19 protein-coding genes and 1 pseudogene are annotated in these 23,694 nt (G+C 66.7%); 3 read left to right on the forward strand and 17 right to left on the reverse strand.

Features of this window, described 5'->3' with window-relative positions; translation table 11 throughout:
• Nucleotides 1-86: 86 nt before the first annotated feature.
• A complete protein-coding gene (gene secA, locus AC5P9W_RS16795; protein ID WP_111108789.1) occupies nucleotides 87-2,819 on the reverse strand; it encodes a preprotein translocase subunit SecA in 2,733 nt (910 codons plus the stop codon).
• A gap of 277 nt (nucleotides 2,820-3,096) precedes the next feature.
• A complete protein-coding gene (locus tag AC5P9W_RS16800) occupies nucleotides 3,097-4,053 on the reverse strand; it encodes a M23 family metallopeptidase (protein ID WP_019661077.1) in 957 nt (318 codons plus the stop codon).
• Nucleotides 4,054-4,065: 12 nt separating this feature from the next.
• Between AC5P9W_RS16800 and AC5P9W_RS16805 the strand changes: the two genes are divergently transcribed.
• On the forward strand, nucleotides 4,066-4,515 hold the full coding sequence (locus tag AC5P9W_RS16805; RefSeq protein WP_026347140.1) for a DciA family protein: 450 nt from the start codon (nucleotides 4,066-4,068) through the stop codon (nucleotides 4,513-4,515).
• A gap of 282 nt (nucleotides 4,516-4,797) precedes the next feature.
• Here AC5P9W_RS16805 and lpxC read toward each other — a convergent pair whose 3' ends face one another.
• The 15 genes and pseudogenes from lpxC to mraZ form a co-directional block, all read right to left on the reverse strand.
• A complete protein-coding gene (gene lpxC / locus AC5P9W_RS16810) occupies nucleotides 4,798-5,709 on the reverse strand; it encodes a UDP-3-O-acyl-N-acetylglucosamine deacetylase (protein ID WP_019661076.1) in 912 nt (303 codons plus the stop codon).
• 171 nt (nucleotides 5,710-5,880) lie between these two features.
• Entirely contained in the window at nucleotides 5,881-7,116 is a 1,236-nt protein-coding gene (gene ftsZ, locus AC5P9W_RS16815; protein WP_021203432.1) for a cell division protein FtsZ, read from the reverse strand.
• Between the two features lie 177 nt (nucleotides 7,117-7,293).
• Nucleotides 7,294-8,529 (reverse strand): cell division protein FtsA, encoded by a 1,236-nt coding sequence (gene ftsA, locus AC5P9W_RS16820; protein WP_005408083.1) that lies wholly within the window; start codon nucleotides 8,527-8,529, stop codon nucleotides 7,294-7,296.
• Between the two features lie 68 nt (nucleotides 8,530-8,597).
• Nucleotides 8,598-9,275 (reverse strand): annotated as a pseudogene (locus tag AC5P9W_RS16825) (cell division protein FtsQ/DivIB); the annotation flags it as partial.
• Complete coding sequence (locus tag AC5P9W_RS16830) at nucleotides 9,272-10,234, reverse strand: D-alanine--D-alanine ligase (RefSeq protein ID WP_021203431.1); 963 nt, start codon at nucleotides 10,232-10,234, stop codon at nucleotides 9,272-9,274. The gene AC5P9W_RS16830 and the pseudogene AC5P9W_RS16825, both read right to left, overlap by 4 nt.
• On the reverse strand, nucleotides 10,231-11,667 hold the full coding sequence (murC, locus tag AC5P9W_RS16835) for a UDP-N-acetylmuramate--L-alanine ligase (RefSeq protein ID WP_019661073.1): 1,437 nt from the start codon (nucleotides 11,665-11,667) through the stop codon (nucleotides 10,231-10,233). The genes AC5P9W_RS16830 and murC overlap by 4 nt, the downstream gene beginning before the upstream one ends.
• Before the next feature lie 40 nt (nucleotides 11,668-11,707).
• Entirely contained in the window at nucleotides 11,708-12,796 is a 1,089-nt protein-coding gene (gene murG / locus AC5P9W_RS16840) for an undecaprenyldiphospho-muramoylpentapeptide beta-N-acetylglucosaminyltransferase (protein WP_111098015.1), read from the reverse strand.
• Nucleotides 12,793-14,118 (reverse strand): putative lipid II flippase FtsW, encoded by a 1,326-nt coding sequence (ftsW, locus tag AC5P9W_RS16845; protein ID WP_111098016.1) that lies wholly within the window; start codon nucleotides 14,116-14,118, stop codon nucleotides 12,793-12,795. Before ftsW ends, murG begins: the two co-directional genes overlap by 4 nt.
• Before the next feature lies 1 nt (nucleotide 14,119).
• A complete protein-coding gene (gene mraY / locus AC5P9W_RS16850) occupies nucleotides 14,120-15,205 on the reverse strand; it encodes a phospho-N-acetylmuramoyl-pentapeptide-transferase (RefSeq protein ID WP_019661070.1) in 1,086 nt (361 codons plus the stop codon).
• Entirely contained in the window at nucleotides 15,195-16,589 is a 1,395-nt protein-coding gene (locus AC5P9W_RS16855) for a UDP-N-acetylmuramoyl-tripeptide--D-alanyl-D-alanine ligase (protein WP_134731232.1), read from the reverse strand. Before AC5P9W_RS16855 ends, mraY begins: the two co-directional genes overlap by 11 nt.
• Nucleotides 16,586-18,094, reverse strand: coding sequence for a UDP-N-acetylmuramoyl-L-alanyl-D-glutamate--2,6-diaminopimelate ligase (locus tag AC5P9W_RS16860; RefSeq protein WP_021203427.1), 1,509 nt, complete (start codon nucleotides 18,092-18,094; stop codon nucleotides 16,586-16,588). The genes AC5P9W_RS16855 and AC5P9W_RS16860 overlap by 4 nt, the downstream gene beginning before the upstream one ends.
• The gene (locus AC5P9W_RS16865) at nucleotides 18,091-19,935 is read right to left on the reverse strand and encodes a peptidoglycan D,D-transpeptidase FtsI family protein (protein WP_019661067.1); all 1,845 of its coding nucleotides are present in this window, start codon (nucleotides 19,933-19,935) and stop codon (nucleotides 18,091-18,093) included. Before AC5P9W_RS16865 ends, AC5P9W_RS16860 begins: the two co-directional genes overlap by 4 nt.
• Nucleotides 19,932-20,195, reverse strand: a complete 264-nt coding sequence (ftsL, locus tag AC5P9W_RS16870) for a cell division protein FtsL (protein WP_005412242.1) — start codon at nucleotides 20,193-20,195, stop codon at nucleotides 19,932-19,934. The genes AC5P9W_RS16865 and ftsL overlap by 4 nt, the downstream gene beginning before the upstream one ends.
• Nucleotides 20,192-21,160 carry a 16S rRNA (cytosine(1402)-N(4))-methyltransferase RsmH gene (gene rsmH / locus AC5P9W_RS16875; protein WP_012479154.1) on the reverse strand — a complete coding sequence of 323 codons (969 nt, stop codon included), beginning with the start codon at nucleotides 21,158-21,160 and terminating at the stop codon, nucleotides 20,192-20,194. Before rsmH ends, ftsL begins: the two co-directional genes overlap by 4 nt.
• Before the next feature lie 14 nt (nucleotides 21,161-21,174).
• Nucleotides 21,175-21,621, reverse strand: a complete 447-nt coding sequence (mraZ, locus tag AC5P9W_RS16880) for a division/cell wall cluster transcriptional repressor MraZ (RefSeq protein ID WP_004143635.1) — start codon at nucleotides 21,619-21,621, stop codon at nucleotides 21,175-21,177.
• Between the two features lie 323 nt (nucleotides 21,622-21,944).
• Between mraZ and AC5P9W_RS16885 the strand changes: the two genes are divergently transcribed.
• Together AC5P9W_RS16885 and AC5P9W_RS16890 are read left to right on the forward strand one after the other, a co-directional pair.
• Nucleotides 21,945-22,697 (forward strand): NRDE family protein, encoded by a 753-nt coding sequence (locus tag AC5P9W_RS16885; RefSeq protein WP_111102185.1) that lies wholly within the window; start codon nucleotides 21,945-21,947, stop codon nucleotides 22,695-22,697.
• 355 nt (nucleotides 22,698-23,052) lie between these two features.
• Complete coding sequence (locus AC5P9W_RS16890) at nucleotides 23,053-23,532, forward strand: DM13 domain-containing protein (protein ID WP_047290306.1); 480 nt, start codon at nucleotides 23,053-23,055, stop codon at nucleotides 23,530-23,532.
• The last annotated feature ends 162 nt before the right edge of the window (nucleotides 23,533-23,694 follow it).

Genomic DNA, 23,694 nt, shown 5'->3' on the forward strand with positions numbered 1-23,694 from the left:
AGAACAGGGCGGCCGGCGCAATCACGGATCCGCTGCAACTCCCCTGCCACAAACGAAAAGCCCCGCTGTCGCGGGGCTCTTCGGCATCAGCTCAGCTGGCCGTGGCAGTGCTTGTACTTCTTGCCACTGCCGCACGGGCACGGATCGTTGCGGCCGATCTTCGGCTCGTCGCGCTGCATCTGCGCCACGCCCTGCTGGGCAGCCTGCACCTGCGCGGCTTCCTCGTCGGCGCTGTAGCCGCCCACGTCCTGGTGCTGGAACTGCGACTGGCTCAGGCGGGCTTCGGCCTGCTGGCGTTCGGCCGCTTCCAGCGCCTGCACTTCCTCGTCGCTGCGGATGCGCACGCGCGACAGCAGGGTCACCACTTCGCGCTTGACGTTTTCCAGCATGTCCGAGAACAGCTCGAAGGCTTCCTTCTTGTATTCCTGCTTCGGCTGCTTCTGCGCGTAACCACGCAGGTAGATGCCCTGGCGCAGGTAATCCATGCGCGCCAGGTGCTCCTTCCAGCTCTGGTCCAGAACGGTCAGCATCACGTGCTTCTCCAGCGCGCGCATGGTCTCTTCGCCCACGCCGGCTTCCTTCTCGGCGAAGTGCTGGTTGACGCGTTCCTGAACCTTGGCGGCAATCGCCTCGGCGTCCAGCTCCTCGTGTTCCTTGACCAGGTCGGTCAGCGACATCTGCAGGCCGAAGTCCGACTCGAGGGTCGCTTCCAGGCCACGCAGGTCCCACTGCTCGTCGATCGAGTTCGGCGGCACGAAGCGGGCCACCACGTCGAAGATCACGTCGTCGCGGATGCCGTCGACGTTGTCCTTCACCGATTCGGCGTCCAGCAGCTCGTCGCGCTGGGCGTAGATCACCTTGCGCTGGTCGTTGTTGACGTCGTCGAAGTCCAGCAGGTTCTTGCGGATGTCGAAGTTGTGGGCCTCGACCTTGCGCTGCGCCTTTTCGATCTGGCGGCTGACCAGGCGGTCCTCGATGACGTCGTCTTCCTTCATGCCCATCATGCGCATGGCCTTCTGCACCCAGTCGGAGGCGAAGATGCGCATCAGGTTGTCTTCCAGCGACAGGTAGAAGCGGGACGAACCCGGGTCACCCTGGCGGCCGGAACGGCCACGCAGCTGGTTGTCGATACGGCGCGACTCATGGCGCTCGGTGCCGACGATGTGCAGGCCGCCCGCCGCCTTCACTGCCTCGTGGCGCTTCTGCCAGTCGGCCTTTACCGCGGCTTTCTGCTCGTCGGTCGCGTCCTCGCCCAGCGCGTGGAGCTCTGCTTCCAGCGAACCGCCCAGCACGATGTCGGTACCACGGCCGGCCATGTTGGTGGCGATGGTCACCGCGCCCGGACGGCCGGCGTTGGCGACGATGGTCGCTTCGCGGTCGTGCTGCTTGGCATTGAGCACTTCGTGCTTCACACCGGCCTTGCTCAGGTGCTCGGACAGCATTTCCGAAGTTTCAATCGAGGTGGTACCGACCAGCACCGGCTGGCCGCGCTTGGCGCACTCTTCAATGTCGGCCAGCACCGCATTGAACTTGCCCTTGCGGTTGAGGAACACCTGGTCCGGGCTGTCCTTGCGGATGGTCGGGCGGTTGGTCGGGATCACCACCACTTCCAGGCCGTAGATGCTCTGGAACTCGAAGGCTTCGGTATCGGCCGTGCCGGTCATGCCGGACAGCTTCTTGTACATGCGGAACAGGTTCTGGAAGGTGATGCTCGCCAGCGTCTGGTTCTCGCGCTGGACCGGCACGCCTTCCTTCGCTTCCACCGCCTGGTGCAGGCCATCGGACCAGCGGCGGCCGGCCAGGGTACGACCGGTGAACTCATCGACGATGACCACTTCGCCGTCGCGCACGATGTAGTCAACGTCGCGCTGGTAGATCGCGTGCGCGCGCAGGGCGGCGTTGAGATGGTGGACCACGGTCAGGTTCTGCGCCGCGTACAGGCCTTCGGTTTCGCCGTTGAGGATGCCGGCTTCCACCAGCAGCTGCTCGGCGTGCTCCATGCCCGCTTCGGACAGGTGCACCTGCTTGCCCTTCTCATCGACCCAGAAATCACCTTCGCCGTCCTCGCTCTCCTGCTTGACCAGGTGCGGCACGACGCGGTTGACACGGATGTACAGCTCCGGGGAATCGTCGGCCGGACCGGAGATGATCAGCGGGGTACGCGCTTCGTCGATCAGGATGGAGTCGACTTCGTCGACGATGGCGTAGTGCAGGCCGCGCTGGTAGCGGTCGGCCTTGGACAGCGCCATGTTGTCGCGCAGGTAGTCGAAACCGAATTCGTTGTTGGTGCCGTAGGTGATATCCGCAGCGTAGGCTTCGCGCTTGTCGCTGTGCGGCATGCCCGGGTAGACCACGCCCACGCTCAGGCCCAGCCAGTTGTACAGCTTGCCCATCTGCGCGGCGTCGCGGCGGGCCAGGTAGTCGTTCACGGTGACCACGTGCACGCCCTTGCCTTCCAGCGCGTTGAGGTACACCGGCAGGGTCGCCACCAGGGTCTTGCCTTCACCGGTACGCATTTCTGCGATCTTGCCCAGGTGAAGCACCATGCCGCCGATCAGCTGCACGTCGTAATGGCGCATGCCCAGAACGCGGCGGCCGGCTTCGCGGCACACCGCGAACGCTTCCGGCAGCACCTTGTCCAGGGCTTCACCACCGGCAATGCGCTGCTTGAACTCCGGCGTCTTGGCCTGAAGCTGCTCGTCGGAAAGCTTCTCGATCTCCGGCTCCAGCGCATTGATCTTGGCGACGATGCGGTTGAGCTGGCGCAGCTGTCGTTCGTTACGACTGCCAAATACGCGGGTAAGCAGGCTGTTGATCATTGAAGGAACCGGGTTGGATGGACACGACGCCCGGCCTCCCCCTGGGGATCCGTCCGCCGCAAACGAAACAGGGCGCCTGGCGCCCTGTCGATGGCAACACCCATTGTAGCTTGGGACGGGCGGCTGAGGTTTCAACCCCGAGGGGTAGTGCCGGCCGCTGGCCGGTGAGCCGCGATGCTGCCGAAGATCATGAGGTTGCCGGCCAGCGGCCGGCACTACCAGGTCAACCGCATCGGGTCAGAGCCCTCCCGCGGCGCGGAAGGGATCCGACCCGGGATCAGCCGCGGCTGACGCGGCCGACCGGCGTGTTGCCGCCGTCGCCGAGGAATTTGCGCGGGTTGACCACGTTGCCGTTCTCCCACACCTCGAAGTGCACGTGGGCACCGGTCGAACGACCGGTGGAACCGGCCTTGGCCACTTCCTGGCCGGCACGGACCAGGTCGCCGGCCTTCACCACCAGGCGGGAATTGTGCGCGTAGCGGGTGACGTAGCCATTTCCGTGGTCGACGTCGACCACGTTGCCGTAGCCCCCCTTCACGCCGGCGAAGCTGACCACGCCTTCGGCCACGGCCATCACCGGGTCACCGACCTTGGCGTGGAAGTCCATGCCCTTGTGGGTGGCGGCGCCTCGGCCGAACGGGTCGGCACGGGTGCCGAAGCCGGAGGTCACGTAGCTGTTGCGGATCGGCATGCGCGAAGGCACGGCGTTCTGCTGCAGCTGGTGGTCGAACATCAGCGACTCCATCACCGACAACTGGCGGCCTGAAGCAGCGAAGCGCTGCTCCAGCACCTGTAAGTCGGCGTTGACGTCCTTGACCGGGATGTCGCTGGTCGGACCGCCTGCGTCACCGTCACCGAGACCGGGGGTCTCGTTGAAGTCGAACTCGCCATCCTCCAGCTTGCCCATCTGGGTCAGCCGTTCGCCGAGCGCGTTGAGGCGGGTGGCCTGGGCCTGCAGCTCGCCGAGACGGGCCGCCAGCGCGTTGACCTGGGTCTGCGCATCGCGCTTGACCTTGGCCAGCTCCGCATCCTGGCGCTCGACCTTGGCCTGCAGCCGGGAATCATTCAGCGCGCTGACGCCAATGCCGCCAGCAAGGCCGATAATGCAGCCTACCCCGAGCACGCTGCCCAGCAGGGCGCGGGGGCGGTCCTCGAAATAGAACCGCAAACGCGTGATCGGCGACGATTTGGCCTGTCCTTCACGCGTTTTGATTACGATCTTTTTGAATGCCATCAGTGAGTTTTCATGTCTGAGCCGAAATCCAGCGTTCGCCCCGCGTCGGCACCGAAACCGGCGCTGGATGCGGTAATGGCGGACAAAAGCGGGAACCCGCTGCGGCGTGCCCTGTGGCTCGACGCGCTGGACCGACAGTTGCGCCCCCAGTTGCCGCCACCTCTGCGCAGCCGCTGCCGGCTGGCCAATGTGGACGGGGAACACCTCGTTTTTCTCGTCGAATCCCCGGTCTGGCATGCCAAGTTGCGGCTTGCCGAAGCCCAGTTGCTCGACGCGGCCCGTTCCATCGGGCTGAAGGCCACCAAGGTGACCATCAAGACTGCGTCTCCCACTCCCACGCGCTCCCCAGCGCTCGACAACCGGAATGGACCCCACGCAGTTTCAGCCGCCACGCACAAAGGGCTACGCGACGCCTTGGCTTGCCTGCAGGACGTTCCTTCCAAACCGAAGAAACGGTCATGATGGCAACGGAGCATCCGGCTCCGCTCCCCATCGCGCGTGTCACCACGGCGTGAAACATTTCGGGGGCCGGGTCGCATCCTAGCGGCCATCCAGGGGCCTGTCGTTAGATTGTTGTTAAAACGGCGTTAAATTCAGGCTTCGGATCCAACAGGTTCACAAAACCGTGACCTCGAACCGGCCTTGATGCTTTTTCAAGCACACTGAATGCGTCGTCTTCGCCGGAAACAACAACGCCGCCTCGGGTGGCGGCGTTTTTATCTTTAAATTCAACGACCTACGGAATCAGGCATAGGCCGGAGTGGCGTATTCGACCGGACCCGGGGTGGCAGGCGAGTCGAAGCTGACCCATTCCCAGGCAGTGGCGTCGGCCATCAGCGCCCGCACTAGCTTGTTGTTGAGCGCGTGGCCGGATTTGAAGCCCTCGTAAGCGCCCAGCACCTGGCCACCGGCCAGGTAGAGGTCGCCGATCGCATCGAGGATCTTGTGGCGCACGAATTCGTCGGCGTAGCGCAGGCCGTCTTCGTTGAGCACGCGGAACTCGTCCAGCACGATGGCGTTGTCCATCGAACCGCCCAGGCCCAGGTTGCGCTCGCGCATGTATTCCAGGTCGCGCATGAAACCGAAGGTGCGCGCGCGGGAGATTTCCTTGGTGTAGGCCAGCGTCGAGAACTCGATTTCCTGGCGCGACTGCTTGGCCGGGATCATCGGGTGGTCGAACTGGATGGTGAAGCCCAGCTTGTAACCCTCGTACGGGGTGAAGCGGGCCACCTTGTCGCCCTCGGTCACTTCCACGGTCTTCAGCACGCGGATGAAGCGCTTGGGCGCATCCTGTTCCACGATGCCTGCCGACTGCAGCAGGAACACGAACGGGCCGGCCGAACCGTCCATGATCGGCAGCTCGGCCGAGGACAGTTCGACGATGATGTTGTCCACACCCAGGCCAGCCAGCGCCGACATCAGGTGTTCGACGGTCTGGATCTTGGCGTCGTTGCAGGTCAGGCCGGTGCACAGGGTCACTTCGGTGACCAGCTCGGCCTTGGCCGGCACTTCCACCACCGGGTCCAGGTCCACGCGGCGGAACACGATGCCATGGTTGACCGGTGCCGGGCGCAGGGTCATGTAGACCTTGTCGCCGCTGTGCAGGCCAACGCCGGTGGCGCGGATCGTGTTCTTGAGGGTGCGTTGCTGGATCATGGGGGATGGACCGGAAGTGACACATTAGATTAACACGCACGCTCCCCTACCCCGGCTGAAACGCCGGCAGGACGCGCGTGAAGCAGGGCGGCCGGGCCCATCCTGGCCCGGCGCCCGCGTTTTCAGGACATGGTGGCGCTACCCGGGGAGGACAACCCCGGGCCGCCCCGCTCAGTCCGCCTGGCGGCGCAGGAACGCCGGGATGTCCAGGTAGTCGTTCGGCAGTTCCGCCGCAGCCGGGGCCGGGGAGGACGGCGCCGACGGGGCCGAAGCGGCCGCGGTATCGCTGCTGGCGCGACGCAGGCCCAGGCCCATGCCGCCGACGGCCTTGGACACAGCGTCGCCACCGTTGTCGAAGTCGCCGAACTCCGGCTGGCCGGTCGTGGCATTGCGGACCAGCTTGATCGGCGCACGCTCGCCCGGACGCTGGGTCTTGCTGGCCGAAACGCGGTTCAGGCCGGTAGCGACCACGGTCACGCGCACTTCGTCCTGCATGTCCGGATCCAGCACGGTACCGACCACCACGGTGGCGTCTTCGGAAGCGAAGCCATCGATGGTGCGGCCGATCTCGTCGAACTCGGCCATGGTGAAGTCGGCGCCGGCGGTGATGTTGACCAGGATGCCGTTGGCACCGGCCAGGTTCACATCATCCAGCAGCGGGTTCTGGATGGCGGCTTCGGCGGCGGCCTGGGCGCGGTCATCGCCACGGGCGGTGCCGGTGCCCATCATCGCCAGGCCCATTTCGGACATGACGGTACGCACGTCGGCGAAGTCGACGTTGATCAGGCCCGGACGCACGATCAGGTCGGCGATGCCCTGCACGGCGCCCTGCAGCACGTCGTTGGCGGCGCGGAAGGCCTGGATCATGGTCGCGTTGCGACCCAGCACGGTGATCAGCTTCTCGTTCGGGATGGTGATCAGCGAGTCGCAGTGCTGGCTCAGTTCCTCGATGCCCTTCAGCGCCACCTGCATGCGGCGACGGCCTTCGAACGGGAACGGCTTGGTGACAACGGCCACGGTCAGGATGCCCATTTCCTTGGCCAGCTGTGCCACCACCGGCGCAGCGCCGGTGCCGGTGCCGCCGCCCATGCCGGCGGTGATGAACACCATGTCCGCGCCCTGCAGCGCGTCCATGATGCGCTCACGGTCTTCCAGCGCGGCCTGGCGGCCGACTTCCGGGTTCGCGCCTGCGCCCAGGCCCTTGGTCACGTTGGTACCCAGCTGCAGCTGCAGCTTGGCACCACAATTCTTGATGGCCTGCGAGTCGGTGTTGGCGGTGATGAATTCCACGCCGTCCACCGCCGAGTTGACCATGTGCGCCACGGCATTGCCGCCGCCGCCGCCCACGCCAACCACCTTGATCACCGCATTGGGTGCCATCTTTTCGATCAGTTCAAAATGCGCCATGTCCGTGTCCTCGTTGTATCCGCTTGTCGGTGGCATGGACGGTCGGGCCTCCTGCCTTCGCGTGTCATGTTGCCGTTGCGGCTGTGTGGGTTGTGTATTGCGTTGTTGCGTTGTTGCGTTGTGATGCGGGTACTGCGGGTGTTGCGCCGGGCCGGGCCCGGAGTTGCGTGTTCCGCGTCAGAACTCGCCGCGGAACCAGGTCTTGAGCTTCTTGAACATGCTTCCAGCGCGCCCGGTCGGCAGCGATGGCCGCCGCGGGTGCTCGATCTGGCTGCCCATCAGCAGCAGGCCCACGCCGGTGGCGTGCACCGGGTTGCCCACCACTTCGCCCAGGCCGGTGACGTGCTGCGGGATGCCCACGCGCACCGGCATCTGCAGCATTTCCTCGGCCAGTTCGACCACGCCCTCCATCTTCGAAGCGCCACCGGTCAGCACCATGCCAGCGCGCACCAGTTCCTCGAAGCCGGAGCGGCGCAGTTCGGCCTGCACCATCTCGAAGATCTCCTCGTAGCGGCCCTGCACCGCCTGCGCCAGCGAATGGCGCGGCATGCGGCGCGGTGGACGGTCGCCCACCGACGGCACCTGGATGCTTTCCTCGGCGGTGGCCAGCTGGGCCAGGGCGCAGGCGTAGCGCACCTTGATCTGCTCGGCTTCCGGGGTGGGCGTGCGCAGCATGTGCGCGATATCGTTGGTGACGTGGTCGCCGGCGATCGGCAGCGAGGCCGTGTGGCAGATCGCGCCCTGCACGAACACCGCGATGTCGGTGGTGCCGGCGCCCATGTCGACCAGCACCACGCCCAGCTCGCGTTCGTCAGCGGTCAGCACCGCAACGCTGGAGGCCAGCGAGGACAGCACCAGGTCGTCCACCTGCAGGCCACAGCGCTGTACGCACTTGCTGATGTTGGCTGCGGCCGACTGCGCGCACACCACCAGGTGCGCATGCACCTCCAGGCGCACGCCGGTCATGCCGACCGGGTTGCGGATGCCTTCCTGCGAATCGTCCAGCACGTACTCGCGCGGGATCGCGTGCAGGATCTTCTGGTCGGCCGGAATCGCCACCGCCTTGGCCGCATCGAGCACGCGATCCAGGTCGCCCCAGGTCACTTCCCCGTCACGGATCGGCACGATGCCGGGCGAGTTCTTGCACTGCACGTGGTTGCCGGAGATCGAGGCGTACACCGAGCGGATCTCGCAGCCGGCCATCAGCTCGGCTTCTTCCACCGCGCGCTGGATCGACTGCACGGTCGATTCGATGTCCACCACCACGCCGCGCTTCAACCCGCGCGATTCGTGCGAGCCGATGCCGATCACTTCGATCGGGTTGCCCGGCGAATACTCGCCCACCAGCGCCACCACCTTGGAGGTGCCGATGTCCAGGCCAACGATCAGCGATTTGTCACCCTTGCGATTCATGTCCTTTCCTGCGTCCTGCTGGCTGGGGTCGCCGGCGTTTTCGCCGGCGTGGCCGGGGTACCCCAGCTCAGCGTGAAACCATTGGTGTAGCGGAGGTCGGCGCGCTCGATCGGCGCGTCCTGGCGGTTGAGCTGTGGCAGTACCTTGACGAAGCGCTGCAGGCGCGAGCGCGCATCGTCACGGCCGACCACCACTTCGGTGCCGTTGCTCAGCACCAGCGACCAGCTGCCGCGTGCATCCATCGTTACCCGGCGCACATCGACGCCGGCCGGTGCGAACAATGCACGCGAGTCGCTGTACAGCTTCATCACTTCTTCGGTCTGGCTGTCCGGGCCGTCCAGTTCGGGCAACGCCAGGTCGGCCAGCTTCTTCGGCGTGGGGAACAACTTGCCCTGCTCGGAAACCAGGCGGTCGTTGCCCCAGCGCGCGAACGGCTTGTGCTCGACCAGGGTCACTTCCAGCACGTCCGGCCACTGCTTGCGCACCCGCGCGCTTTCCACCCACGGCAGTTTTTCCAGTGCGTCCTGCGCGTCCTGCAGCTTGACCGCGAAGAAGCCGGCGCGCGCATACGGCAGCAGCACCTGCTGCAGCTGCTCGGCCGGTACCCGCTTGAACTCGCCATGCACGCGCAGCTTCGCCAGCGGCCAGCGCTCGGCGCCGACCCAGCCATTGACCACGGCCACCACCGGCAGTGCAACCACCGACAGCGCCAACAGCCAGACGAAGATGCGCAGCACCGCGTTCATGCGTGCGAAGCCTCCAGGGTCTGTTCCAGCACGCGCCACACCAGTTCCTCGAAACCGATGCCGGCTTGGCGGGCCGCCTTGGGTACCAGCGAATGGCTGGTCATGCCCGGCGCGGTATTCACTTCCAGCAGGAAGAAGCGGCCGCTGCTGCGGTCGCGCATCACGTCCACGCGGCCCCAACCACGGCAACCGGCCGCGCGGAACGCGGCCAGCGCGATGCGGCGGATTTCCGCTTCGTCGCCACCCTCCAGGCCCGGGCAGAGGTACTGGGTGTCCTCGGCGATGTACTTGGCGTTGTAGTCGTACCACTGGCCCTTGGGCACGATGCGGATCGACGGCAGGGCAACGTCGCCGAGGATGGCCACGGTCAGCTCATCGCCCACCACCATCTGCTCCATCAGCAACTGGCCGTCGTAGCGCGCGGCCAGGGTCACGGCCTCGTCCAGGCCAGCCTCGTCGGTGACCCGGCTGATGCCCACGCTGGAGCCTTCGTTGGCCGGCTTGACCACCACCGGCAGGCCCAGCTCGGCCGCCAGTGCATGCACGTTCGATGCGTCGACCTTGCGGTATTGCGGGGTCGGCAGGCCCAGCGACAACCACACCTGCTTGGTACGGATCTTGTCCATGCTCAGCGCAGAGCCCAGCACGTCCGAGCCGGTGTACGGCACGCCGAAGGCGTCCATCAGGCCCTGCACGATGCCGTCCTCACCACCACCGTTGTGGCCGTGCAGGATGTTGAACACACGGTCGATGCCGCCGGCAGCCAGCGCCTTGGCCAGCGCCGGAATGCCGTCCACCGCGAACGCATCGACACCGCGCGACTGCAGTGCTTCCAGTACGTTGCGGCCGGAATCCAGCGACACCTCGCGTTCGCTGGAAGTGCCACCGAGCAGCACGGCGACGCGACCGAACACAGCCGGGTCGGTCACGCGCAGCGGCGGGAAGGTCAGCGTGCTCACGCCTCGCCCTCCCCCTTGAAGCCTTCCACCGCGATGTGGGTGGCCACGGCGCCAATATCGCCCGCACCCATCATCAGCAGCAGGTCACCGTCCTGCAGCACGTCCGGCAGCACGCTGGCCAGTTCGGCAGCCTTGCCCACCACCACCGGCTCGCTGCGACCGCGGGCGCGGATGGCGCGGGCCAGCGCATGCGAGTCGGCACCGGCAATCGGTTCCTCACCGGCCGGGTAGACCTCGCTCAGTACCAGTGCGTCGACGCTGGACAGCACCGCAGCGAACTTGTCGAACTGGTCACGGGTGCGGCTGTAGCGGTGCGGCTGGAAGGCCACCACCAGGCGCTTGTCAGCCCAGCCACCGCGGGCCGCGGCGAACACGGCCTCCAGCTCGCTCGGGTGATGGCCGTAGTCATCGATGATACGGACCTTGGCACCACTGGCGGTGGTCACTTCGCCCAGATCGTTGAAGCGACGGCCGACACCGGCGAAGCTTTCCAACGCACGCGCGATGGCATCCGGCGCCACGCCCAGCTGCCAGCCCACTGCGGCGGCGGCCAGCGCGTTGAGCACGTTGTGCCTGCCCGGCAGCGCCAGCACCACTTCCTGGCTGGTGCCCTGCGGCAGGCGCAGGGTGAAGCGCATGCGCGGCCCTTCCTGCACCACGTTCTCGGCGCGCACGTCGGCCTGCGGGCTCATGCCGTAGCTCATCACGTGACGCGGGGTTTTGGCGGCCAGCGCGGCCACTTCCGGGTCATCGATGCACAGCACGGCCAGGCCGTAGAACGGCAGGCGCTGCAGGAATTCGGCGAACGCCGCCTGCACGCGGGCAAAGTCGTTGCCGTAGTTTTCCAGATGGTCGGCATCAATGTTGGTGATGATCGACATCAGCGGGTTCAGGCGCAGGAAGCTGCCATCGCTTTCGTCGGCCTCGGCCACCAGCCACTGGCCTCCGCCCAGCTTGGCGTTGGCACCGGCCGCCAGCAGCTGGCCACCGATCACGAACGTCGGGTCCAGGCCACCTTCGCTCAGCACCGCAGCAGTCAGGCTGGTGGTGGTGGTCTTGCCATGGGTACCGGCCACGGCGATGCCGCGGCGGAAGCGCATCAGCTCGGCCAGCATCGCCGCACGCGGCATGATCGGAATGCGCTGGCTGCGCGCTTCCATCAGTTCCGGGTTGTCTTCGCGGATGGCACTGGAGACCACCACGCAGTCGGTGCCCAGTACGTTGGCTGCCGAGTGGCCGCGCATGATGCGCGCACCCAGGCTGGCCAGCCGACGGGTTGCCACGTTGTCGGCGTTGTCCGAGCCGGACACCTCATAGCCCAGCGTCAGCATCACTTCGGCGATACCGCTCATGCCGGTGCCGCCGATGCCGACGAAATGCACGCGCGGGAACGCGCGCACCAGGTCGTTGGTGTCGTGCAGGCGACGGATCATGCGCGGCCTCGCGCAGGGCAGGCGCGGTGGCATGCCTTCTTCATACAGCTTCCTCAAGAATGATATCGGCGATGCGCTCGGCGGCATCGACCTTGGCCAGGGCACGCGCGGCTTGCGCCATCTGCATGCGGCGGGCGGGATTTTCGGACAGATCGCGCAGCAGTGCGGCAATGCCGTCGGCCAGCGTTCCGTCCTGCTTCAGCAAAACCGCAGCACCGCGCTCGACCAGATACTCCGCATTGCGGGTCTGGTGATCGTCGACGGCAGCGGGGAATGGCACCAGCACACTGCCGACACCGACCGCGCACAGCTCGGCCAGCGTCGAAGCGCCCGCGCGGCACACCACCAGGTCGGCCCAGGCGAAGGCCTCGGCCATGTCGGCGATGAACGGCGTGATGTCGGCCAGCACGCCGGCCTTTGCATACGCCTCCACCGCTTCGGCGTGCATTTTCTCGCCACTCTGGTGGCGCACCTGTACCGGAATGCCGGGGCCGAGTGCGGCGATCGCCTGCGGCACGCCGGTGTTCAGTGCACGCGCGCCCTGGCTGCCGCCAACCACCAGCACGCGCAGCGGTCCGTGGCGGTCGGCGAAGCGCTGTTCCGGCGGTGCGGTGGCGGCGATCTCTGCGCGCACCGGATTGCCGACGAACTCCTCACGCTCGGCGAAGGTACCCGGGAAGCCGGTGAGGAGGCGGCGCGCATAGCGCGACAGGATGCGGTTGGTCATGCCGGGCGCGCGATTCTGTTCGTGCACCAGCAGCGGGAGGCCGTGCAGGCGGGTGGCCATGCCACCGGGGCCGGAGGCAAAGCCACCGAAGGCGACCACCGCGCGCGGCTGGCGCTTGCGGATGATCATGCCGGCAGCGCGCAGCGCGCGCATCAGCCGCCACGGCGCGCCCAGCAGGGCCAGCTTGCCCTTGCCGCGCAGGCCGGTGATGGCCAGCGTGTCGATTGGAATGCCGTGCTGCGGCACCAGTCGCGTTTCCATCGCGCCGTCGGCGCCCATCCAGGTCACCGGCACGCCGCGCTCGCGCAGCACGCGGGCCACAGCCAGGCCGGGAAAGATGTGACCGCCGGTGCCACCGGCCAGGATCATCACCGGGCGCACGCTATCGGTGGCCGCGCTCATGACAGCCTCCCGAAGGTCGGTTCGATACGCGACTGAAGGCGGCTGGTGCCGCGCGTGGCGTTTGCTGGAGCTGGAGCTGCGGCCGTCGCCCCGGCGCTGATCGGCGCGCTGGCGGCCACCTGCACGGCTGGCTCGCCCACCGGCTCAGCAGATGCGTCTTCGGCACCACCGATGCGCACGGCCTGGCGGCGCTCGGCACGCTTGAGTTCATAGGACACGCGCAGCAACAGGCCCATCGCAACGCAGGTCATCAGCACCGACGAACCGCCGGAGGAAATCAGCGGCAGAGTAAGTCCCTTGGTCGGCAGGATGCCCAGGTTCACGCCGATCGAGACGAAGGTCTGCATGCTGATCCACAGGCCGATGCCGAAGGCGATGTAGCCAGAGAAGTGGCGCTTCATTTCCACGCAGCGCATGCCCAGCCAGAAGGTCCGGCCGACCAGCAGCGCGTACAGGGCCACGATCACGCAGGTGCCCAGGAAGCCGAATTCCTCGGCGGTGACCGAGAAGATGAAGTCGGTATGCGCTTCGGGCAGGTAGTACAGCTTCTGCACCGAGTTGCCCAGGCCGACGCCGGTCCACTCGCCACGGCCCACCGCCATCAGCGCGTTGGACAGCTGGTAGCCGTCGCCCTGCTGGTCGGCCCACGGGTCCAGGAAGGAGGTGATGCGGCGCATGCGGTACGGCTCGATGATCGCCAGGGCGCTCATGCCGACCAGGCCGATGATCACCGGCATCGACATGCGCGGCATGTTCACCCCGCCCAACACCAGCATGCCGGCGGTGATCGCCAGCAGCAGGGTGGACGAGCCGAAGTCCGGCTGCAGCAGCAACAGCACCACCAGCGCACCGGCCACGCCCAGCGGCTTGAGCATCGCCGGCCAAGTCGCGTTGACCTCGTCGCGGAAGCGCACCAGGTAGCTGGACAGCCAGACGATGTAGAGCACTTTCACCGCCTCGACCGTCTGGAACTTGGAGATGCCCAGGTTGATCCAGCGGCGCGCACCGTTGACCGTGCTGCCCAGGCCCGGCGCGAACACCGCCAGCAGCAGCACGAAGCAGCCCAGCAGCAGCATCTGGTTGTACTGCTCGATGGACTTCAGCTCGGTACGGGCGGCAAGCACCGCCAGCACGATACCCACCGCCAGGAAGATCAGGTGGCGGTTGAGGTAGTAGAACGGGCTGCTCATCAGCGCGATCGAGCTGGACGCCACCATCACCACGCCAATGCCGGTGAGCGCGATGATCGCGCCCAGCAGCCACTTGTCGTAGCTGCCTTCGATGGCTTCAAGGCGTGTTGCCTGGCGGGACAGGTCGTTCATCTCAGCGCACCTTCAACGTGGCCAGGCCGATCAGCACAAGCACGACGGAGATGATCCAGAAGCGCACGATCACGCGCGGCTCCGGCCAGCCCTTCAGTTCGAAATGGTGGTGGATCGGCGCCATGCGGAACACGCGCTTGCCGGTCAGCTTGAACGAGGCCACCTGGATCATCACCGACAGCGTCTCGATGACGAACACGCCGCCCATGATCACCAGCACCAGCTCCTGGCGGGTGATCACCGCGATGGTGCCCAGCACCGCGCCCAGCGCCAGCGCGCCGATGTCGCCCATGAACACCATGGCCGGATAGGTGTTGAACCACAGGAAGCCCAGGCCCGCGCCGGCGATGGCCGCGCAGATGATGACCAGTTCGCCGGCCCCCGGGATCTGCGGGATCTGCAGGTAGTTGGCGAACACTACGTTGCCCGAGGCGTAGGCGAACACGCCCAGCGCGCAGGCCACCAGCACGGTCGGCATGATCGCCAGCCCATCCAGGCCGTCGGTCAGGTTCACCGCATTGGAGAAGCCGACGATCCAGAAGTAGGCGATCGCCACGAAGCCGATGCCGGCCAGCGGCAGCGCCACCGACTTGAACATCGGGATGTAGAAGGTCAGCGCTGCCGGCACGTCGGCTGTATGGAACAGGAACAGGCCGGCAGCCAGGCCGAAGATCGACTGCAACAGGTATTTCCAGCGCGACTTCAGCCCGTTCGGGTCGCGGCGGACGATCTTGATCCAGTCGTCATACCAGCCGATGGCACCGAAGCACAGCATCACTGCCAGCACCAGCCACACGTAGCGGTTGCGCAGGTCGGCCCACATCAGCACCGACAGGGTGACGGTCAGCAGGATCAGCGAGCCACCCATGGTCGGCGTACCGGCCTTGGAGAAATGGGTCTGCGGGCCGTCCTTGCGGATCGGCTGGCCGCCCTTGAACTGGGCAAGCTTGCGGATCATCGCCGGGCCGAGCCACAGCGACAGGAACAGGGCCGTCAGCGCGGCAAGGATGGCGCGGAACGTCTGGTAGTTGAACAGCCCGAACAGGCTCTCCAACTGCTGCAACCATCGAGCCAGTTCATACAACATGCGGGGATTCCTCTCCTTGCGCCAGCAGCGCTTTGACAATCGTGTCCATGGCGCTGCCACGGGAACCCTTGACCAGGCAGCGCACGCCGGCGTGCAGCTCGTCCTTCAGCGCCTTCGACAGCGCGTCATGGGTGGCGAAATGACGGCCGCCTTCGCCGAAAGCGGTAGCGGCAGCGGCGCTGAGCGGGCCCAGCGCATACAGGCGCTTGAGGCCGGCCGACCGCGCGCGGAGCCCGGCCTGCGCGTGCAGCGCTCCGGCGTCCGGACCCAGCTCACGCATGTCGCCCAGCACCAGCCAGCCCTCTTCCGGCGCGGCGGCCAGGGCGTCGATGGCCGCGGCCAGCGAACCGGGATTGGCGTTGTAGCTGTCGTCCACCAGCACCGCGCCATTGCGCAGCAGATGGGCAATCTGGCGGCCCGGTACCGGCTGCGCCTCGGCCAGGCCAGCCGCGATCAGCGACAGATCGACACCGGCGGACAGCGCCAGGCTGGCGGCAGCCAGCGCATTGCTGACGTTGTGGCGACCCGGCAGGCCGAGCACCACGCGAGCCTCGCCGGCCGGCGAGACCAGGGTGAACTGGCTGCCCTGCGCACCTGCGCGGATGTCGCGCGCGGTCACATCAGCAGTATGTTCCAGGCCGTAGCGCAGCACGCGGCAGCGTGCCGGGGTACCGACGAAATGCTGTTCGAACCAGCGGCCGTAGGCATCGTCGGCGTTGATCACCGCCACGCCATCGGCCGGCAGTGCGGCATAGATTGCGCCCTTGGTCACCGCCACGCCAAGCAGGCTGCCCATGCGTTCCAGGTGTGCCGGGGCGATGTTGTTGACCAGGGCATAGCGCGGGCGGGCGATTTCGGTCAGGTAGGCGATATCACCCGGCTTGCCGGCGCCCATCTCGTAGACGGCGTAGTCGGCATCTTCCGGCGCATCGATCACCGCCAGCGGCAGGCCGATCTCGTTGTTGCGGTTGCCCGGGTTGGCGTAGACCACCTTGTGGGCGTGCTGGGCCACCTGCTGAAGGATCGACAGCAGCAGGCTCTTCACGCTGGTCTTGCCGTTGCTGCCGGTGATCGCGAACACCTCGGTGTCCCGGTCACGCTGCATGCCGGTGGCGATCTTCGCCAGTGCAAGCTCGCTGTCGGCCACCAGCACCTGCGGCAGCTCGACCGGCAGCAGGCGCTCGACCAGCAGCGCGCTGGCACCGCGCACCTGTGCGTCGGCGGCAAAGTCATGGCCGTCGAAGCGCTCGCCGCGCAGCGCCACATACAGGCTGCCAGGACCGAGGCTGCGGGTGTCATTGCTGACCGCGTCGATGGCCACGTCGTCGCCGTGGATCTCACCGCCGGCCCAGTGGGCGATCAGCGAAAGCAGAGTGCGCTTCACGCGGCACCCTCCCCGGCCTGCGCCTCTAGTACACCGGCCTTGGCCGCCAGTGCAGCGGCAGCCACCTCGGTGTCGTCGAAGTCATGGCGCACACCGTTCACTTCCTGGTACGGCTCGTGGCCCTTGCCAGCAATCAGGATGATGTCGCCGGCACCGGCACGCTTCACAGCCAGGCCGATCGCACGCGCGCGACTGCGCTGCACGGTCACGGCATCGGCATTCTGGAAGCCGGCCAGGATGTCGGCGACGATCACGTCACCGTCTTCGCCACGCGGATTGTCGTCGGTGACGATGACCTGGTTGGCCAGGCGCTCGGCGATCGCGGCCATCTGCGGACGCTTGCCGGTGTCACGCTCGCCGCCGCAGCCGAACACGCAGAACAGCGTACCCTGCAGGTGACCATGCAGGCTGCCCAGCGCTTGCTCCAGCGCGTCCGGGGTATGTGCATAGTCGACCACCACGGTCGGCAGGCCATTCTCGCCGCCGAGGCGGTTCATGCGGCCGCGGATCGGCTGCAGCGCCGACAGCACCTCGGCGATGCGTGGCAGCGGCTGGCCCTGCGCATGCAGGGTACCGGCCACCGCCAGCAGGTTGTCCACATTGAAGCGGCCCAGCAGCGGCGAATGCACGGCTGCGCGCTGGCCGTCGATGACCAGTTCAAACGCAATGCCACGACCATCCAGCTGCAACGCTTCGGCGCGCACGCTGGCATCGCTGGCACCACGCGAACTCAGGCCGATCGGCTGCACGCCCACCGGCAGGACGGCGAACAGCTGGCGACCGAAGGCGTCGTCCAGATTGATCACCGCTGCCTTCAGGCCCGGGCGATGGAACAGCCGCGCCTTGGCCGCGCCGTAGCTGGCCATGTCGCCGTGGTAATCCAGGTGATCGCGGGTGAGGTTGGTGAACACCGCCACGTCGTAGTGCACGGCATCGACGCGGCCCTGGTCCAGTGCGTGCGAGCTGACCTCCATCGCCACCGCGCGCGCACCGGCGTCGCGCAGCTGTGCCAGCAGCGCATGCATCTGCAGCACCAGCGGCGTGGTGAAACCGGTCGGCTCGACCGCACCATAAAGTCCGGCGCCCAACGTGCCGATACTGCCACTGGGCGTTCCGAGCAGGTGCCAGGCCTGGGCCAGCAACTGCACGGTGGAAGTCTTGCCGTTGGTGCCGGTCACGCCCACCATCGCCATCGCCCGCGACGGCGCGCCATGGAACTGGTCGGCCATCGCACCCATGCGTGCGCGCAGGCCCGGCACGGCGATCGCATCGGCTGGCGCCGGCAGTTCGGCCGGTGCCGGGGGCTCGAACAGGATGGCGCTGGCACCGGCCGCGCGGGCCTGCTCGACAAAGTTCAGGCCATGCGCGCCGAAACCGGCGATGGCGACGAAGGCATTGCCGGGACGCACGGCGCGGCTGTCCAGCGCCAGCCCGGTCAGAACGGGATCATGGCCCGCCAGGGCCACGTCGGGAAGCAACTGCGAAAGCAACATCGAAGGACTCATTGCGTGCCTCCCGTAACGGGGGGCGTCTGGGCGTGCGCGCTCGGCAGCGCAGCATCGAATTCAGCGGCGGCATCCACCGGCAGCGCGGTCTCGGCCGGCGGTGCGGGCAGGATCGAGGCCGAGTGGCCGACCTTGCCCGACTGCTGTGCGGCCAGCCACGACTGCAGGTCATCCAGCGGCACGTCCATCAGGCGCAGTGTGCCTTCCATCACGTTGTGATAGACCGGCGCCGACACCAGGCCGCCGTAGAACTTGCCGGCCTGCGGATCGTTGATGACGATGACGGTGGCGAAGCGCGGGTTGGTGGCCGGCACCACACCGGCAAACAGCGCGTTGTAATGGCCACGCTCGTAACCACCCGGGCCGGTCTTGCGCGCGGTACCGGTCTTGCCGGCTACGCGGTAACCCAGCACTGCTGCCTGCTTGGCGCCGCCCTGGGTGACCACCGTTTCCATCATCGCCACCACCTGCCTGGCGACGCTCTCGTCGATGATCTGATGCGCTTCGTTGCGCTGGCCCTTGACGAAGGTCGGCGCGATCAACTTGCCGCCATTGGCCAGCGCCGAGTAGGCGGTGGCGATCTGCAGCGGTGTCACGTTCAGGCCGTAGCCGTAGGACATGGTGGTCTTGGTGGCACCGTCCCAGTTGGCCGGGCGCCGCACCACGCCACCGGATTCACCCGGGAACCCGCTGTGCGGCACCGAGCCGTAGCCGAAACGGCGCACGCCGTCATAGAACACCTGGTCCGGCATCTTTGCCGCGACCTTGGCCGCGCCGATGTTGGAACTGCGGGTGATCACGCCGGTCACGTTCAGCACGCCGTTGTTGCGCGGCACGTCGCGGATGGTGAAGCGGGCCACCTGCATGTAACCCGGGTTGGTATCGATGATGGTGTCCTTGGTCACCGCACCAGCCTGCAGCGCCGTGGCAATCGTCAACGGCTTCATCGTCGAACCCGGCTCGACCAGGTCGGTCACCGCACGGTTGCGGCGCGCATCGGGCAGCGCGCCGGTCAGCGAATTCGGGTTGTAGGTGGGCAGGTTGACCATGGCCAGGATCTCGCCGGTGTTCACGTCCATGATCACCATCGAACCGCCGGCCGCTTTGTTGGCCACCAGCGCGTTGCGCAGTTCCTTGAACGCCAGGTACTGGATGCGGCGGTCGATGCTGAGCGTCAGGTCCTTGCCCGGTTCGGCGGCGCGCAGCAGATCGCTTTCGACGGTCTCGCCCTTGCGGTTGCGGATCACCCGCTTGGCACCGGCCTTGCCGCGCAGCCATTCGTCGAACGCCAGCTCCAGGCCTTCCTGGCCGCGGTCGTCGATGTTGGTGAAGCCCAGCACGTGCGCCATCGCCTCACCCTGCGGGTAGAAGCGGCGGAACTCGCGCTGCGCGGCCACGCCCGGAATCTTCAGCGCGACCACCTTTTCTGCCTCGTCCGGATTGATCCGGCGACGCAGGTACATGAATTCCTTGTCCGACTTCTGCGACAGGCGGCTGCTCAGCTCATCCACAGACATGCCGACCGCCTGGGCCAGCTCCGGAATGCGCTCGGGCGAACGCAGCAGGTCCTGCGGATTGACCCAGATCGAGGCGACGGGGGTGGACACCGCCAGCGGCTCGCCGTTGCGGTCGGTGATCATGCCGCGCGAGGTCTTGATCGGCAGCTCGCGCAGGTAACGGGCCTCGCCCTGGCGCTGGTAGAAGTCGCTGTTGATGATCTGCACGTAGGCGGCACGACCGACCAGCGACACCGAGCACAGGCCGAGCGCCAGCGCGACCCAGCGCAGGCGCTGGCGCAGGTTGAAGGCGTTGCGCGGGCGGTTGCGGCCGGTCTTGCTCATGGCCGCACCACCACGATGTCGGCGGCCTCGGGGAACTTCATGCCGAGCTTCTCGCGGGCGATGCGATCGACACGGTTGGCTTCGGCCAGGGTGGCCTGTTCCAGCTGCAGGCGACCGAACTCCAGGTTGATGTCATCGCGCTTGCGCTCGGCGCGCGACAGTTCGATGAACGTCTGCCGGTGACGATGACGCACGAACACGACGCCGATCGCCGAGGCCACGGTGGAAGCCAGCAGGATGATCAGCAGCAACCGGCTCATGCGTCGGCCTCCCGCTTCTGCGCCACGCGCAGCACGGCGCTGCGGGCACGCGGGTTGGCGGCCAGCTCTTCGTCGGTGGCCTTGATGGCACCGCCGATCAGGTCCAGCGTCGGCACGAACGCGACCGCCTCGGGCAGGCGGCGGTTGGCCGGCGGCGCCTTGGCCAGGCGGTTCATGTACTGCTTGACGATGCGGTCTTCCAGCGAATGGAAGCTGATCACCGCCAGGCGGCCACCGGGCTTGAGCCGTTCGACGGCGGCATCCAAGCCGGCCTCCAGATCGGCCAGCTCGCGGTTGATGTGGATGCGGATGGCCTGGAAGCTGCGCGTGGCCGGGTGGATCTTGTCTTTTCCACGCGGCATCACCGAGGCGATCAGCTCGGCCAGTTCGGCGGTGCGGGAGAAGGGCTGCTTCTCACGGCGGGCCACGATGGCACGGGCGATGCGGCGGCTCTGGCGCTCTTCGCCGTAGGTCCACAGCACATCGGCGATCTCGCGCTCTTCCACGCGGTTGATCCACTGCGCGGCGCTTTCACCACTGTCCGGATCCATGCGCATGTCCAGCGGGCCGTCCTTGCCGAAGCTGAAGCCACGTTCGGCCACGTCCAGCTGCGGCGACGACACGCCGAGGTCGAACAGCACGCCGTCCAGGCCTTCGGCCGTCGCATCCCACTGCAGCAGCTGGGCGAAGCTGCCACGGAAGATGGACACGCGCGGGTCCGGCGCGAAATCGCGCTCGGCAACGGCGATGGCTTCCGGATCCTTGTCCATGACCAGCAGGCGCCCCTCGGGACCGAGCTGGGTGAGCACGCCACGTGCATGACCGCCACGACCGAACGTGCCATCCAGATAACGTCCGTTTTCGATCACCCTCAGGCCTTCAAGGACCTGGGTGTACAGGACCGGCAGGTGCACCGCCGGCGACTGCGACACCGGAAGGTGACCGGTCTGCGCTTCTGGGCGCATCCGGGCACCCCGGCTCACAACTTCAGGTCGAGCAACCCATCACCCAGATCCTCGTCAGACAACGTCTGCTGGATCAGGGCCCGATGCGCCTGCTCGCTCCACAATTCGAACTTGTCGCCCATACCGAGCAATACCGCCTTCTTTTCAATGCCCACCGCACCGCGGTGGCTGGCGGGGATGCTGATGCGACCGTTGCCGTCCAGTTCCAGATGGGCGGCCGAGCCGACCAGCTTCTGCTGCAACAGGCGCACGACGCGCTGGGTGTTGGGCTTGGACATGACGTCGTCGCGGACCCGCTCCCATTCCGACTCTGCATACAGCCACAGGCAGCCGGCTTCGAACGGGTTGTAGGTCAGCACGAGACGGTTGTTGCTGGCGCGCGCGACGAGGTCGCGGTAAGCGGTGGGAACCGCCATGCGCCCTTTATCGTCAACTGTGATGGCCGTCTCGCCCTGGAACACGACGCGTGCACCTATCCTTCGCCCGGTGAAACATTGAACCACGAAAACCCACAAAACACCCGGATTTCCCTCTGATGCCCACCTTAGCAGCGGCCGAAGGGTTGTCAACAACTTTTCAGCGGGGAAATCGCCAGCCGCATCAATGGCTTGCAACAACCTTTAGAGAATTGTTCAAGGCTTATCCACAAGTTGCTGATCCGTCTCAATTTTTGAGATTGAACGGAAGTTCAGGGGTGTGGACAGAGCGTGAAACATCGCTCGCGCATTCATGCGGGACGGGCAGGAAGCGGCGCCAGACTGCGCAAACCGTGCACAATGAGGCCATGTGCCTGCTCGCTCTTGGCTGGATGCACCACCCGCGCTGGCGGCTGGTGATGACCGGCAACCGTGATGAGTTCCACGCCCGCCCGACAGCGGCGCTGGCCCCCTGGCAAGATGAGACCTCCGTCATCGGGGGGCGCGACCTGCGCTCCGGCGGCGGCTGGGCCGGCGTCGGTGCGGGTGGACGCATGGCCGTGGTCACCAATGTCCGCGACCCGCTGGCCGCACAGACCGGTCCTTCACGGGGTGCGCTGGTGGCCGACTTCCTGCGCGGCCGCGACCCCGCCGCCGTGCATATCGACCGACTGGCAACGGTGGCCGGCGCCTACGCCCCATTCAACCTGCTGCTGGCCGATAGCGACAGCCTGGAGTTCCTGGGCAACCACCCTGCCGAGCGCCAGCGCCTGGGCCCGGGCGTGCATGGCATGTCCAACGGCGCGCTGGACGCACCCTGGCCGAAGACCCGACGACTGATGGCCGCGCTTGAAGCCTGGTTCGAGGCCGGCGATGAGGACCTGACCCCGCTCTGGGCCGCCCTGGCGGACGAACATCGCCCCGCCGACAGCGACCTGCCCGACACCGGCATCGGATTGGAACGCGAGCGCTGGCTGAGCCCGGCCTTCATCCGCGGCGACGACTATGGCACCCGCGCCAGCACGGTGCTGCTGATCGACGCCGACGGCCACGGCGAGATCCACGAACGCCGTTTCGGCCCGCAGGGTGCACCGAGCGGACAAAGTCACGTCATTTTCTGACCCGGCCGTCCCGGCCACTGGGCGGATTCTCTTGCCAGCGGGGTAGTGCCGGCCGCTGGCCGGCAACCTTTGGATGCTCGGATTCGCCATGAAGCTGCCGGCCAGCGGCCGGCACTACCCACAGCGCGCTGTCGCGATCCACGCGACGGCAGCCGTCATCGCAACGGGCCTGAAACGTCATTCAGCTTCCAGCCGCGACCGCGATCCGCCCGTGCCACAGGGGCTCGGTATCGCAGCCCGCCCACTGTGCCCTTTTCGCATTCGGCACTGTGTCTATAAATGTCGGCCCTGACCTCCCAGGGTGGTCGCGCCCGGCACCCCGCCGCGCGATCGACCGCAACCCCAAGGAGGCCCCATGCGCCGCATCCTCATCCTGCTCGCCACCCACCTGCTCACCCTCGGCCTGGGCTTCGGCCTGGGCGTCTATCTCCTGCCGATCCTGATCGCCCCCGATGACCCGCCGGTTGCGCAGGTGCAGGCGGCCATGAAAGACGCCCCCTACCGCACCACCTTTCGCCGCGACCTCAAGGGCAGTGATGCGGTGCATTGGGCGGAAGGCAACGTCAGCGTCAGCCCGCGCCAGGTCGCGTTCGACGGCAAGATGGGTCCGGGTCCGGATTACAAGGTGTACCTGGTCCGTGACTTCGTCGACAACAAGGCCGATTTCCTGAAGATCAAGGCACAGGCCCAGCGCATCGGCGAGGTGAAGACCTTCAACCGTTTCCTGGTGGACGTGCCTGAAAGCGTCAACGTGGACGATTACACCACCGTAGTGGTGTGGTGCGAACGGTTCGAGCAGTTCATTTCCGCCGGGCAGTACCGCACGCCGGGTTGAACAACATCCCAAGCATCTGGGCGAAGAGCAGCCGAGCATGGCTTGTATGTTCCTCCCGGCTCCTACGCGGTATGTAGGAGCCAGGGTGGAGGGACCGTCAACATGATATCTGCGGATAGCAGCCGACAGACGAGCCGAGCGATCCCCATCCCGCACCTTAAC

The sequence above is a fragment of the Stenotrophomonas sp. YJH_SMC_33 genome (assembly GCF_059372295.1).